5 protein-coding genes are annotated in these 15,312 nt (G+C 72.8%); all 5 read left to right on the forward strand.

Features of this window, described 5'->3' with window-relative positions; translation table 11 throughout:
* The first annotated feature begins 122 nt into the window (after nt 1-122).
* The 5 genes from VAB18032_RS20040 to VAB18032_RS30195 all read left to right on the forward strand — a co-directional run bounded on the left by VAB18032_RS20040 (nt 123) and on the right by VAB18032_RS30195 (nt 15,166).
* Nucleotides 123-6,446: a non-ribosomal peptide synthetase gene (locus tag VAB18032_RS20040; RefSeq protein ID WP_013734728.1), complete on the forward strand. Its 6,324-nt coding sequence runs from the start codon at nt 123-125 to the stop codon at nt 6,444-6,446.
* Between the two features lie 57 nt (nt 6,447-6,503).
* Nucleotides 6,504-7,328, forward strand: coding sequence for a thioesterase II family protein (locus tag VAB18032_RS20045; RefSeq protein WP_198408914.1), 825 nt, complete (start codon nt 6,504-6,506; stop codon nt 7,326-7,328).
* A 29-nt stretch (nt 7,329-7,357) separates the two neighbouring features.
* Complete coding sequence (locus tag VAB18032_RS20050; protein ID WP_013734730.1) at nt 7,358-8,392, forward strand: TauD/TfdA family dioxygenase; 1,035 nt, start codon at nt 7,358-7,360, stop codon at nt 8,390-8,392.
* A 7-nt stretch (nt 8,393-8,399) separates the two neighbouring features.
* Complete coding sequence (locus tag VAB18032_RS20055) at nt 8,400-10,211, forward strand: non-ribosomal peptide synthetase (protein ID WP_013734731.1); 1,812 nt, start codon at nt 8,400-8,402, stop codon at nt 10,209-10,211.
* Between the two features lie 149 nt (nt 10,212-10,360).
* The gene (locus tag VAB18032_RS30195) at nt 10,361-15,166 is read left to right on the forward strand and encodes a condensation domain-containing protein (RefSeq protein WP_232510899.1); all 4,806 of its coding nucleotides are present in this window, start codon (nt 10,361-10,363) and stop codon (nt 15,164-15,166) included.
* Nucleotides 15,167-15,312: the final 146 nt, after the last annotated feature.

The following is a 15,312-nucleotide window of genomic DNA, read 5'->3' on the forward strand; positions in this document are numbered from 1 at the left end:
GCAGGCCGCAATGGCATCGGTGACCCCGCCCGCCTCCGCACGTATCGGGGCGGTCGCGGTGGACGGTCGCCGGTCGTCGTCCGTTCCGTTTCCGCATTCCGTGTCCAGATGGGGGTTTCACCATGTCCGATCCGTCCGCCGGCTCGCGACCGCTGAACGCGGCGCAGCTGGGCGTCTGGTACGCCCAACGGATCGATCCGGGTAATCCGGTCCACAACATGGGCGGCTACCTGGAGATCCAGGGGCCACTCGACCCGGACGCGCTGATCGCCGCGGTGTGCGTGCTGGTCGGTGAGGACGAGACGTTGCGGCTGCGCTTCACCGAGGTGGACGGCACGCCGACACAGCAGCTCGGGCCGGCACCGGACTTCGCCCCCCGCCTGGTGGACCTCAGCGCCGAAGCCGACCCCCGGGCCGTGGCGCTGCGGCACATGCACGACGACCTGAACCGGCCTCTCGACCTGGAGCACGACCGCCTGTTCCAGCACGAGATCTACCGGCTGGGCCCGGAGCACCACCTCTGGTACCTGCGGGCACACCACCTTGTCCAGGACGGCTACAGCGCGACGATCCTCCGGCGGCGGGCCGCCGAGCTGTACACCGCTCTGGTGACCGATCGTGACGGGGCTGGAGCACCGCTCGGCTCGTTCACCGCGATGCTCGACGACCAGGACCGGTACGTCGGATCCCGGGCACAGCAGCGGGACGCCGCCTACTGGCGCAAGCTGATGGCCGACGTGGCGTACGCCCCGCCCGCACCGGCAGGTAAACCCGCCAACCGGGTCACCCGGCAGGTGACCCGGTTGGACGGGCCGGGATTCGACCGGCTCCGAGAGTTCGCGCAGCGGGCCGGCACCACCTGGCAGCAGGCGCTGATCACCGCCGCAGTGCTGCACCGGCGGATGTGGACCGGCGACGACGACGTCCTGCTCGGGCTGCCGCTACCGGGACGGCTGGACCCCCGATCGGCCGCCACACCCGGGATGATGGCGACCATCCTCCCGCTCTACTGCCGCGTCGACCCGGCGCAGACCGCTGAGGAACTGGCGGCCCGGGTCGCTGCGCTGGCCCTGCGTGCCCAGTGGCACCAGCGGTACGACGGCGATGACCTGCGACGCGACCTGGGTTGGCCCGCCGATCAGGGACGCCAGTTCGGGCCGGTGATCAACTTTGTGGCCGGGGACGACCATGACGACTTCGCGGGTCTGCCCGCCCGGTACCACCTGCTGTCCACCGGCGGCACCATCGAGGACGTGGGGTTGACCGTCACCCACCATCCCGAGGGCGGTCTGCGCATCGACGTCAGCACCGACACCGCGTACACCCAGACGCTGGACCTCGACGCGTACCAGCGCACCTTCCACCGGATCCTGGCGAACATGACCGGTCGCCCCGGCGTCACGGTCGCCGAGATCGAGGCACTGGACGCGGCGGATCGCGAGCTGGTGCTGCGGGAGTGGAACGCCACCGCCGTGCCGGTGGCTGACCGGTCGTTGGCGGAGCTGTTCACCGCGCAGGCGGCAGCGAGTCCGCAGGCGCCGGCCCTGGTCTGCGGCGGGGTCGTCCTGTCGTACGGGGAGTTGGCGCAGCGGTCCGGGCAACTGGCGAACCACCTGCTCTCGATCGGGGTCGGCCGGGGCGACGTGGTCGGGGTGCTGCTGGAGCGGGGCATCGACTTCGCGGTCGCCGTGGTCGCGGTGACCCGCACCGGTGCCGCCTACTCGATCCTGGACCCGGACTTTCCCGACGAGCGGCTGAGCTTCGTCCTGCGGGAGACGGCCGCCTCGGCGCTGGTGACCCGCGAGGCGTCGACGTCGCGCATCGACGCGGCCTGCCCGGTGGTGCGGGTGGACACCGATGCTGCGGCCATCGCCGGTCACGCCACCGGCGACCCTCAGCCGCGGATCGACCCGGGTGACGTGGCGTGCGTGATGTTCACGTCCGGGTCGACCGGGGCACCGAAGGGGGTGTTGGCCCCGCACCGGGCCCTGGTGGGGACGGTGCAGGGTCAGCGGTACGCGTCGTTCGGGCCCGGCGAGGTGTTCCTGCAGTGCTCACCGGTGTCGTGGGACGCGTTCTCGTTGGAATTCTGGGGGGCGCTGCTGTTCGGCGGCGTCTGCGTCCTGCATCCCGGGCAGCGTCCCGATCCCACCGTGATCGCCGCGCTGGTGCCCCAGCACGGGGTGTCCATGCTCCAGTTGTCCTCCGGGCTGTTCAACGTCCTGGTCGACGAGTATCCCGAGGTCTTCGCCGGGGTCCGGGTGGCGTTCACCGGAGGTGAGCCCTCCTCCGGTCCGCACGTCGCCCGGGTGGCGGCCCGCCACCCGCACCTGCGGGTGGCCAACGCCTACGGGCCGGCGGAGTCGATGGGCTTCACCACCACGTTCGACGTGCCGGCGGATATCACCGGCGTGGGTGTCCCGGTGGGTCGGGCGGTGGCGAACAAGCGAGCGTACGTGCTGGACCGTCACCTGCGACCGGTACCGGTCGGTGTTGCGGGCGAGATCTACCTGGCCGGGGTGGGGCTGGCCGACGGCTACCTGAACCAGGCCGCAGTGACCGCGCAGCGGTTCGTGGCGGACCCCTTCGGTGGCGACGGGGAACGCCTGTACCGCACGGGCGACCTGGCCCGCTGGTCGGCCGACGGCCAGTTGGAGTTCGTCGGCCGGATCGACGGCCAGGTGAAGGTGCGCGGCTTCCGGGTGGAACCCGGCGAGATCGAGGCGACCCTGCTGGGCCACGCCGACGTCGCGCAGGCCGTGGTGCTGGCATCGCCGGACGGCAACGGCACCCTGCGCCTGATCGCGTACGTGGTGCCGAGGAGCACCGGCACCGACGGGACCGCCCTGACCGGGTGGCTGCGTCAGCGGCTGCCGGAGCACATGGTGCCAAGCGTCGTGGTGCTGCTGGACCGGATTCCGTTGACCGCCAACGGCAAGGTCGACCGGCGGGCCCTGCCGGAGCCGGAGTTCGGTGCCACCGCGACGACCCGTCGGGCCCCCCGCGACGCCCGGGAGGAGATCCTGTGCGGCCTCTACGCGGAGGTCCTCGGGATCACCGAGGTCGGGGTGGACGACAGCTTCTTCGACCTGGGCGGGCACTCGCTGCTCGCCGCCCGGCTCGCCGCGCGGGCACGCGCCGTGCTCGGCGTCGAGTTGAGCATCCGCGACATCTTCCAGTCCCCCACCGTCGCCGCCCTGACCGCCGGCCTGCCCGCCACCGGCACGGCCCGGACCCGACCCCCTCTCGTCGCCGCGACGCACGGCGATCAGCTGCCGCTGTCGTACGCGCAGCGCCGCCTCTGGCTCATCGACTCGATCGAGGGACCGGGCACCACCTACAACGTGCCGATGACCTTCCGCCTGCGCGGGGCCCTCGACGTCGACGCCCTCACCGCGGCGCTCGGCGACCTGGTCGACCGGCACCAGGTGCTGCGGACGGTCATCGCCGCGGTCGACGGCCGGCCGTACCAACAGCTCCTGGCACCGGCGCCGGTCACCGTGACGCGGCGCGAGGCGACCGCCGAGGACCTCGACCGGCAGCTCGTCGCCGCCGCCGGGCACGTCTTCGACCTGGCCGCCGAAGCGCCGCTGCGGGTCACCCTCTTCGCGCTCGGCGACGAGGAGTACGAGCTGCTGATCCTGCTGCACCACATCGCCACCGACGGACAGTCGCTGCGCCCACTCCTGGGTGACCTAGCCACCGCGTACGCCGCCCGGTGGGCCGGCCGGGCTCCCGACTGGATGCCGCTGCCGGTGCAGTACGCCGACTACGCGCTCTGGCAACGGGCCGTGCTCGGCGACCGCGACGACCAGGACAGCACGCACCACGCCGATCTGCGCTACTGGCGGCAGGCGCTCGCCGGACTGCCCGAGGAGACCGGGCTGCCGCTGGACCGGCCCCGACCGGCGGTGGCCGACCACCGCGGCGACGCCGTGGCGGTACGGATCGACCCCGAGGTGGCGCGCCGGGTCCGCGAGGTGGCGCGGGAACAGCGCTGCACCGCCTTCATGGTGCTGCAGGCCGCGCTGGCCCTGACCCTGCGACGGTTCGGTGCCGGCACCGACATCGCCATCGGCACCCCGGTCGCCGGCCGCTCCGACGAGGACCTGGCCCCACTTGTCGGCTTCTTCGTCAACACGATCGTGTTGCGCACCGACACCTCCGGCAATCCCTCCTTCGCCGACCTGCTGGTGCGGGTACGCGGTGCCGACCTGGACGCCTTCGCCCACCAGGAACTTCCGTTCGACCTGCTGCTGGAGGATCTCAACCCGGTACGCTCGCTGGCCCGGCACCCGCTGTTCCAGATCTGCCTGGGCTTCGACGACGCCACCGACGCCGAGCTGCACCTGCCCGGTCTGCGCTGCGAACGCGGCAGTGTCGTCGTCACCGGCGCGGCAAAGTTCGACCTGGAGTTCCTGCTGCGCGACGAGGGCGCCGACGGCATCGGCGGCGGCCTGGTCTACCGCACGGCCATCTTCGACGAGGCCACCGTGCAACGGCTGGTCGCCGCCCTGGAGCGCACCCTGCGGCAGGTGCTGGCCGACCCGTCCCGCCCGGTCGACGAGGTCGACGCCCTCGACCCGGTGGAACGGTCGGCGGTCCTGCACGACTGGAACACCACCGCCGTCGACGTGGCCGACGAGTCGCTGGCGCACCGGTTCGCCGCCCAGGTGGCGGCCGACCCGCACGCGGTGGCGCTGCGCCACGAGACGATGGCCCTGACCTACGGCGAGCTGGATGCCGCGGCGAACCGGTTGGCCCGGCACCTGAGCGCGGCCGGGGTGCGTCGCGGCGACCTCGTCGGCGTCCTGCTGGAACGCGGCACGGACTTCGCGGTCGCGGTCGTCGCGGTGGTGAAGACCGGTGCGGCGTACGCGGTGCTGGACCCGGAGTTCCCCGACGAGCGGCTGCACCGCATCGTCACCGAGACCGGCGCCGCCGCGCTTGTCAGCCGCGCCGCGCTGGCCGAGCGGATCACCACCGACGCGCCTGTGGTGCGGGTGGACACCGACGCCGCGCTGATCGCCGCGCAGCCGGCCACCGACCCCGGTGTCCCCGTCGGCCCGGACGACGTGGCGTGCGTGATGTTCACCTCCGGCTCCACCGGTGCGCCGAAGGGCATCCTGACCTCGCATCGCGCCCTGGTCGGCACCCTCGCCGGCCAGAGCTACGCCGACTTCGGCCCGGACCAGGTGTTCCTACAGTGCTCACCGGTGTCCTGGGACGCGTTCTCGCTGGAGTTCTGGGGCGCGCTGCTGTTCGGCGGAACGTGTGTGCTGCAACCGGGGCAGCGCCCCGAACCGGCCCTGATCGCCACCCTGGTGCGCGAGCACCGCGTCACCATGCTCCAACTCTCCTCGGGCCTGTTCAACCTGCTCGTCGACGAGTACCCGCAGGCCTTCGACGGGGTCCGGTACGCCTTCACCGGCGGCGAGACGTCGTCGGTGACGCACGTGGCCCGCATCCTGGCCCGGTGTCCGGACCTGCGGGTCGGTAACGCGTACGGGCCGGCCGAGTCGATGGGGTTCAGCACCGTGTACCCGGTGCCCGACGACTTCACCGACACGAGCAGCCTGCCGGTGGGTCGGGCGGTGGCGAACAAGCGGACGTACGTGCTCGACGACGCACTGCGGCCGGCACCGGTCGGTGTGGTCGGCGAGGTGTACCTGGCCGGGATCGGCCTCGCGCACGGCTACCTCAACCAGCCCGGCACCACCGCGCAGCGGTTCGTCCCCGACCCCTTCGGTGCGCCGGGTGACCGGCTCTACCGCACCGGCGACCTGGCCAGGTGGACTGTCGACGGGCAACTGGAGTTCGCCGGCCGCCTAGACGGCCAGGTGAAGGTGCGCGGCTTCCGGGTCGAGCCCGGCGAGATCGAGTCGGTGCTGCGCGGCCACGACCAGGTGGCGCAGGCCGCCGTCATCGCCGTACCCGACCCGACCGGGACGATGCGCCTGATCGCCTACGTCGTCGGCGACACCGACCCGGCCGGCCTGCGACCGTGGCTGCGGCAGCGGCTGCCCGAGCACATGGTGCCCGCCGCCGTGATCCCGCTGGACCGGATGCCGCTGACGGCCAACGGCAAGCTCGACCGGCGGGCCCTGCCGGAGCCGGAGTTCACCGCCGGGACCGGTCGGGCGGCCCGCGACGCCCGCGAGGAGATCCTCTGCGGGGTGTACGCGGAGATCCTCGGCGTACCGACCGTCAGCATCGACGACGACTTCTTCGACCTCGGCGGGCACAGCCTGCTCGCCGCGAAACTCGCCGCCCGCGTCTGCGCGATCCTCGGCACCCAACTCACCATCCGCGACATCTTCCAGGCCCCCACCATCGCCGCCCTGGCCGCGCAACTGCCCTCGGCCGCACCGGCCCGCAGCCGACCCACGCTGCGCCGGCGCACCGAAGCGGGCAGGGCGTTGCCGAGCAGCCCGCAGAGCACCTGACCGCACCTGCATTCCCTGCACCACCGACCGTGAAGCCGTCCAGGAATGGAGCGCATCGTGGACCATGCCCACTTCGACCCGGCCGGCGCGATGCCGGACCGGCATCCGTCGCCCGCCCCCGACGACGTCGTCTGGGTGCTGCCCGGCGGCACCGGGGACGCCCCGCACCACACGTCGCTGCTGGTGCTGCCGCACTCCGGTGGCAACGCACACGCGTACGCACCCTGGCGGGACCTGCTGCCCGAGGGGGTACGCCTGCTCGTCGGGCAGTACCCCGGTCGTGGTGCCCGGTTCAGTGAGCCGCTGCCCGAGACGATGGCCGACCTGGTCGACCCGGTCCTGGCCAGCCTGCCCGCCGACACCGACGACCTGGTCGTGCTCGGACACAGCATGGGTTCCCTCGTCGCGTACGAGGTGGCCCGCGCCCTGACCGAGGCCGGCCGCCCGCCCCGCGCCCTGGTCGTCTCCGCCTGCCGGGCACCGTTCCTGGTCAACCCGAGCCCGGTGCATCCGGAGAACCTCGACGACGAAGCGCTGGTCGCCGCGATCAAGGAACGGGGCGGTACGGAGAACGGCATCCTCGACGAGCCGGAGCTGCGGGAACTGGTGCTGCCCTCGATCCGGGCCGACTTCGCCATCGACGACGCCTACCACAGCCCACCGGCGGCACCGCTTGCCTGCCCGGTGGTCGTCTTCGGCGGCAGCACCGACCCGGTGGTGCCGGCCGACGCCCTCGGCCGCTGGGCCGAGATCACCGACGGACCGGTCACCACGCACGTGTTGCCCGGCGGCCACTTCTACTTCAACGACCAGCTCGAAGACTTTCTCACCCTGGTCACCGGTGTCCTCGACGGCTGCGCCGTGCGGCCGGAATTCGCCTGACCCACTCCACCTCGTTCAGGAGGATCTCGATGTCCCTCACCGCCCAAGCGCCCGTAGCCCACCTCGACGTACGGCACGAACCGGGCAAGCCGACCATCCTCGTCACCCCGTCGTTCGACGACCTCGACGACGCCGTCGGGTGGCTCACCGCACAACGCGCGGCGATCCGCGCCGAACTGCTGCACTGCGGCAGCCTGATGATCCGTGGCCTGCCCGTCGGGGACACCACCGACTTCGCCCGGGTCCGCGACGTGCTGATGCCGCAGCAGACCGGCTACCGGGAGAAGGCCACCCCGCGTACCGACTTCGGTCAGGGCGTCTTCTCCTCCACCGACCTGCCCGCCGCCCAGCCGATCCGGCTGCACAACGAGAACAGCTACACCCTCGACTTCCCCGGCACCCTGCTGTTCGGGTGTGTGGTCGCGCCCGAGGAGGGCGGCGCGACGACCGTCGGCGACATGCGCGAGGCGCTGCGCCTGATGCCCGCCGACCTGCGGGAGCGCTTCGCCGCGCACGGCTGGCTGCTGGTACGCAACTACTCGGAGCTGGCCGGTCTGCCCTGGCAGACCAGCTTCGCCAGCGACGACCCGGCCGACGTGCAGTCCTACTGCGACGAGAACGTGATCGGCTACGAGTGGCTCGACGAGGAGGAGCTGCGCACCCGGCAGCGTCGCTCGGCGATCGTCACCCACCCGGTCACCGGCGAGCAGTCCTGGTTCAACCACTACGCCTTCTGGAACCGGTGGACCCTCGACGCGGACGTGCGCGACGTGCTGCTGGACACCTACGGCGACGACGGGCTGCCCTTCGACACGTACGTCGGTGACGGCTCGGCGCTGACCCGGGAGGAGGTCGAGAGCATCGCCGCGGTGTACGAGCAGGTGACCGTCCGCGAGACCTGGCAGGTCGGCGACCTGCTGATGGTCGACAACATCCTCAACGCGCACGGGCGGGAGGCCTTCTCCGGCGCCCGCAAGATCCTGGTGGCGATGGGCGACCCGGTCGCCCTGGCCGACTGCGCCCCGCAGACTCCCCCGTCCACCACCGTGTCGGACGGGAAGTGAGCCGACGATGACCAGCGCACTGATCAACGCCCCGGTGGCCGAGCCCACCGTCGCGGCGGCAGCGGACCTGCTCGACCGGCTGGCCGACGTGCCGGCCGACCGGGTGGCCGTCGTCCACGGCGACACCAGCCTCACCTTCGGCCAGCTGCGGGAGCGCGTCGGCGTCGTCGCCGGCCGACTCGCCGCCCGCGGCGTCGGTCCGGAGAGCGTCGTCGCGCTCGGCCTGCCCCGCGGCGTCGACCTGGTGGCGGCCCTGCTCGGCACCATGACCGCAGGCGCGGCGTACCTGCCGGTCGACCCGCAGCTGCCCGTCGACCGGCGCCGCTATCTCGTCGACGACGCCCGCGCCGACCTGCTGATCGTCGACGGGGACACCGAGCCCCTCACCGCGTCGACCCCGCAGGTGTCCCTGGCGGCGCTGACCACCCCGGACGACACGCCGACCGGCGGGTACGCGCCCGTGCCGGTCGGCCCGGCCACCCTCGCGTACGTCATCTACACCTCCGGCTCCACCGGCCGACCCAAGGGCGTCGAGATCAGCCGGGGCGCGCTCGCGTCGCTGCTGACCGAACTGGAGTCCACCGGGGTCGTACGCCCCGGCCCCGGCGCGGTCGGCTGGAACGCCTCGCCGTCGTTCGACGCCTCCGTGCAGCAGTGGATCCGGCTGTGCCGGGGCGACACGGTGGTGCTGCTCGACGAGCAGACCCGCACCGACCCGGCGCTGCTCGGCGCACTCGTCGAGCAGCATCCCCTCACCGACCTGGACATCACTCCGTCGCATCTGGAGCTGCTGCTGGAGCACCTGGCCGCCTCTCCGCGCGGTGCCGAGGGTCGGCCGCTGACCCTGATCGTCGGTGGCGAACCGATCAGCCCGACCCTGTGGGGTCGGCTCGGTGAGCTGGTCGACGCCGGGATCCTGCGCGCGGTCAACGCGTACGGGCCCACCGAGTGCACAGTCGACGCCACAGTCGGCCGGATCACCTCGGACCGGGCCCCGCACATCGGCACCGTCCTGCCCGGCCTGCGGCTGCGGGTGCTCGACGACGCCCTGGCCCCGGTCACCCCCGGCGAGGTCGGGGAGCTCTACCTGGCCGGGTCGCGGGTCGGCCGCGGCTACCGCCGCCGCCCCGGCCTGACCGCCGAGCGGTTCGTCGCCGACCTCGACTCCGATGACGGCACCCGGATGTACCGCACCGGGGACCGCTGCCGACAGCTGCCCGACGGCCGGCTGGAGTTCCTCGGCCGGGTCGACAGCCAGGTGAAGGTACGCGGCCACCGAATGGAACTGGGTGAGATCGAGTCGGTGGTCGGCGCCCACCCGGCGGTGGCCGAGACGGCCGTGCTGGTGCACGAGGAGGACGGGCAACTGCTCGTCGCCTACTACCGGCCGTCCGCGCCGGTGGACGCCGCCGCCCTGCGCGAGTGGACGGCGCGCAGCCTGCCCGGCTACATGGTGCCGGGCGCGTTCGTCGCCGTCGACCGCTTCCCGCGGACCAACAGCGGCAAGCTCGACCGGGCGGCCCTGCCCGCCCCCACCCTCACCCCCGCACCGCAGGTGCCGACCGGTGTGTCCCCGACCGGCCCGGTCGAGGAGCTCATCGCCCGGGTCTGGTCCCAGGTGCTGCGGCAGCCGTCGATCAGCGCCGAGGACAACTTCTTCAAGCTCGGTGGCCACTCGCTGCTGGCGATCAAGCTGGTCTCCCGGGTCCGCGCGGAACTCGGCCTGAGTCTGCCCATCCGCGCCGTCTACGAGAACCCGCGACTGCGGGACCTGGCGCGGGCCATCGAAGCCCGGCTGGAGCCGTCGGCCTCGGCCTGACCGGCACGTACCACCGGCGTGCGAGCCGTACCGGCGCTGCTCGGACGGCTCGCACGCCGACCCCTAACCGGACATTGACTTTCGTGAGTTCCACGGCTGCGCGGCGGTAGTCGGGTCGTGGCCGAGCAGGAGGAGTTCCCGTGATCCCGATGTCGTACGCGCAACGCCGGTTGTGGTTCCTGAACCGGCTGGAAGGCCCGTCGTCGACATACAACGCGCCGGTGGTGCTGGCCCTGTCCGGGGTGCCCGACCCCGAGGTGCTGGCGGCGGCGCTCACCGACGTGGTCGACCGGCACGAGGTGCTGCGTACCGCCTTCGCGATGGCCGACGGCGAGCCGGTGCAGCGGGTCCTGCCCACGGCCACCGTCGCGGTCCCGGTCCAGCGGTGCGCACCGCAAGAGGTCGACGCCGAGGTGCGGCGCTTCTGCGCCGGCACCTTCGACCTGGCCGAGCAGGGCCCGCTGCGGGTCCGGCTGTTCGTCGCCCGCCCCGACGAGTCGGTGCTGGTGCTGCTGCTGCACCACATCGCCACCGACGGGGCGTCGATCGCCCCGCTGCTGCGGGACCTGTCCACCGCGTACCGGGCCCGGCTGGCCGGTGCCGCGCCGGACTGGGAACCGCTGCCGGTGCAGTACGCCGACTACACCCTCTGGCAGCGGGAACTGCTCGGGCAGGTGGACGACCCGGACAGCGAACTGTCCAGGTCACTGGCCTGGTGGCGGGAGAACCTGGCCGGTTCCCCGTCGGCGCTGCCGCTGCCGTTCGACCGACCCCGCGCGACGGGCGCCTCCGGGCGCGGCGGCACCGTCACCGGCCACCTCGACGCCGACACCCACCGCCGCCTGGTCGACCTCGCCCGGTCCCAGCGGGCCAGCACCTTCATGACCATGCAGGCCGCCCTGGCCGCTGCCCTGACCCGGATCGGGGCGGGCACCGACGTACCGATCGGCGCTCCGGTCGCCGGTCGCTCCGACGAGGCCCTGCACGATCTCGTCGGCTTCTTCGCCAACTCGGTGGTGCTGCGCACCGACGTCGCCGGCGACCCGACCTTCGTCGACCTGCTGGCCCGGGTCCGCGACGCGGACCTGGCGGTGTACGCGCACGAGGAGGTGCCGTTCGACCTGGTGGTGGAGCAGCTCAACCCGGTCCGGGCACCGGGACAGCACCCGTTCTTCCAGGTGATGCTGACCGTCGGTGCGCACACCCCGACCGACCTGCGCCTCGGTGACCTGCCCGCCCGGACCCTCCCGGTCGATCTCGAGGTGGCCAAGTTCGACCTGACCGTCTACTGCACCGAGCTGCGCGACTCCGACAGCACACCGACAGGTGTGCAGGTGGAGTTCCAGTACCCGGTGGACCTGTTCGATCGGGCCACTGTGGAGTCGATGCTCGCGGTCTACCTGCGGCTACTTCGGGCCGTGGCCCTCGCCCCGACCAGCACGGTCGGGGCCCTTCAGGTCGTCACCGACACCGAGGGTGCCGGGTTCGCCGAGCGGATCGCCCGGGCCGCCCCCGCAGGGGTACGCCGACCGGACCTGCCGGACGACGGGCCGGCGAGCCTGCGGGAGGAGATCCTCTGCGGCCTGTTCGCCGACGCGCTGGGCGTGGACCGCATCGGCCGCAACGACAGCTTCTTCCGCCGGGGCGGGCACTCCCTGCTCGCCATCAAACTGGTCAACCGGGTCCGGGCGGTGCTGGGCGTGGAGGTCGGGCTGCGGGACTTCTTCGTGGACCCCACGGTCGCCGGCCTGGACCGCCGGATCGGGACCCTGGCCGGGACCGGGGCGCGCCCGCCCCTGGCTCCTGCGGTCCGGCCGGACCTGCTGCCGCTCTCGTACGCGCAACGCCGGCTGTGGTTCCTCGACGAGATGGGTGGGGCCAGCCGGATGTACAACATCCCGGTGGTGCTGCGCCTGCACCGACCGGTGCAGGCGTCGGCGCTGACCGAGGCGGTCCGGGACGTGGCGGACCGGCACGAGGTGCTGCGGACCGTGTACGCGGTCATCGACGGTGAGCCGTGCCAGGTCGTACTGGATCGGGCCCAGCCCGAGGTGACCGTGCTGGACGTGCCGGTCGCCGACCTGCCCGGGGTGATCGACGCGGTGACCGGACACGTCTTCGACCTCGGCACCCAGATCCCGTTCCGGGTGTGGCTGCTGCGCCTGTCCGACGGCGGTCAACTGCTTGTGGTCCTGGTGCACCACATCGCCGGTGACGGCTGGTCGACCGGCCCGCTGCTGCGGGATCTCGCCGTGGCCTACGAGGCACGGCTGGCCGGTACGGCGCCGGGCTGGGAGCCGCTGCCCGTGCAGTACGCCGACTACACGCTCTGGCAGCGTGATCTGCTCGGCGGTGCCGGAAATCCGGACAGCGCGCTGGCCCGGCAGCTCGGCTTCTGGCGCACCACGCTCGCCGGGGCACCGCAGGTCCTCGACCTGCCCGCAGACCGGCCCCGCCCGGCCCAGGCCAGCCACCGCGGTGACGTGGTGCCGTTCGGAATGGACGCGGATCTGCACCGTGCGGTGCTGCGTACGGCGCGCGACAGCGGTACGACGGTGTTCATGGTGTTGCAGGCCGCGTTCGCCGCCCTGCTGTCCCGAATCGGCTCCGGCACCGACATCCCCATCGGCACCGTCGTCGCCGGACGCACCGACGAAGCCCTCGACAACCTCGTCGGCTTCTTCGTCAACACCCTCGTCCTGCGTACTGACGTCTCCGGCGACCCCACCTTCACCGAGCTGCTCGCCCGGGTCCGCGACACCGACCTCGCCGCCTACGACAACCAGGACCTCCCCTTCGAACGCCTCGTCGAGGAACTCAACCCGAACCGGTCCACCGCACACCACCCGCTGGTCCAGGTCACCCTGGTCCTGCAGAACACCGGCAGCGTGCAGAACGGCGCGGCCGGGCCGAGCGCGCTGGCCGGCACCGAGGTCCCGTTCGACACCGGCACCGCGAAGTTCGACCTCACCCTGGGAGTACGGGAGGAGTTCGACGGGGGTACGCCCAAGGGCCTCAAGGGTGCGCTGGAGTACGCCGCCGACCTGTTCGACCCGGCCACGGCGCAGCTGCTGGCCGACCGCTTCGTCCAGCTGCTACGTGCGGTGACGGCGGACCCCGGCACCCGGATCGACGACCTCGACGTCCTCACCCCCGCCGAGCGCCGACGCTACGGCCCCGCGGCCGAACACGGCTGCCGGGCCGAGTCGGTCGGGCTCGCCGACCTGGTCGCGAGGCACGCCGCCGACAACCCGCAGGCCGTCGCGGTGGTGTCCGGGTCCGACCGGATCCGGTACGCCGAACTGGACGCCGACGCCGACCGGCTCGCCGCGCACCTGGCCGCGCGCGGCGTACGTCGGGGGGACACCGTCGGTGTGCTCCTGGAGGCGGGTCCGACGTTGGCAGTGGCCGTGCTCGCCGCGCTGCGGGCCGGGGCGACGTACCTGCCGCTCGACCCGGCGGCACGCGATGACAGGCTGGCCGCCCACATCCGTACGGTCGTGCTCGCCGCGGTGGTGACCACGTCGGACCAGGCGACCCGGCTGGCCGGGCTGCGGGTCGGCCGTACGGTGCTGACCGACGTGGATGGTTGGCGTGAGCGGCCGGCCGCCCCACCGCCCGGGCCACGCGACCCCGGCGACGGGGCCGTCGTACTGGTGGTCGATGACGCGGACGGGCCGCGTGCGGTGCGATATCCGCATCGGGCACTGGTCGGCGCGGCACGGCGCGCCGGACTCGACACCGACGCCGCTCAGGTCTGGCTGGGATGGGCCGCACCGGCCGGTGGCGAGTTCATGATGCCGCTGTGGTCCGCGTTGAGCACCGGAGCGACATGCGTGCTGCCGGCACCGGCCCCGCCGTCCGCCGCCCGGCTGGCGCGGCTGGTCGCCGAGCAGGGCGTCACCAGCCTCACGGTCACCGCGGAGCTGTTCGCGCTGCTCGTCGAGGAACACCCACAGGTGCTGACCCGGCTACGGCAGATCCTCGTCACCGGTCGTACGGCGGCGGCCCACCTGGCCCTGGCCCGTGATCGTCATCCCACGCTGCGCCTGGTGCACGGGTACGGCGGCGTCGAGGGCGGATGGTGGGCGCTGGGCCGGGTGGTCGACACACCGCCGGTCGGTCCGGATGTGCCGGTGGCGCAGGACGGGCTGCGCTGTCACGTCCTCGACGATCGGCTGCGGCCGGTGCCCGCCGGGGTCCGGGGCGAGCTGTTCCTGTGCGGTCCCGGACTCGCCGACGGCTACCCGGACCGGCCCGGTGCCACCGCCGCCCGCTTCGTCGCCGATGCGGGCGGTGGCCGAATGTTCGCCACCGGCACCTCGGCGAGTTGGTCCGCCGAGGGTGGCCTGCGGGTGCACGGGCCGGTCGCCGCGCCGACCTGCAACGGGGTGCCGGTCGACCCGCAGCGGGTGAGTACGGCGTTGATCAGCCATCCGTCGGTGCGCTGGGCGGTGGTGTCCGTCCGGGCAGACGCCGATGGTGGCGAGCAGTTGGTGGCGCACGTCGTGCCGACGACGTCGTCGGTCGATGTCGCGCAGGTGCGGCGGCATGTCGCGCAGCTTCTGCCGGAGCACCTGGTGCCCGCGCGGGTCGTGGTGTTGACGACGGTTCCGCTCACCGGAGACGGTCGGCTCGATCACCGTGGGCTGCCCGACCCGGAGGACACCGGTGCCGGGAAGACCGCCCGGGATCCGCGCGAGGAGGTGCTGCGGGACATCTTCTCGGAGTTGCTCGGTGGGCGTCCGGTCGGTCTCGACGACAACTTCTTCCGCATCGGCGGGCACTCGCTGCTGGCGGTGCGACTGGTCAACCGGATTCGGTCGACGTTGTCGGTCGAGGTGACGATCCGGGACGTGTTCCAGGCGCCGACCGTGGCGGCGCTCGTGGAACGGCTGACGGCCACCGTGACGCCGGCCCGGCCGACCCTGCGCCGTCGAGCCGGCGTGCGGTAGACCTGCCCCGGCGGCGGGAGCATCCTGCCGCGCCGACTGCCGCTGCCCCGGTGGTGTGCTGACTAGCCTGATGTCAGCGCACCGCCGGGGCTTTTTCCTTCCGGCGGGCCCTCTCCGCCGGCAGTCGACGGCCGGACGCGGCACCA

This window comes from Micromonospora maris AB-18-032 (assembly GCF_000204155.1).
GTDB lineage: Bacteria > Actinomycetota > Actinomycetes > Mycobacteriales > Micromonosporaceae > Micromonospora > Micromonospora gifhornensis.

Bases quoted from the DNA above. Each gene is read 5' to 3' on its own strand.
- VAB18032_RS20040 (WP_013734728.1), top strand. From the start codon at position 123: ATGTCCGATCCGTCCGCCGGCTCGCGACCGCTGAACGCGGCGCAGCTG.
- VAB18032_RS20050 (WP_013734730.1), top strand. From the start codon at position 7,358: ATGTCCCTCACCGCCCAAGCGCCCGTAGCCCACCTCGACGTACGGCAC.
- VAB18032_RS20055 (WP_013734731.1), top strand. From the start codon at position 8,400: ATGACCAGCGCACTGATCAACGCCCCGGTGGCCGAGCCCACCGTCGCG.
- VAB18032_RS30195 (WP_232510899.1), top strand. From the start codon at position 10,361: ATGTCGTACGCGCAACGCCGGTTGTGGTTCCTGAACCGGCTGGAAGGC.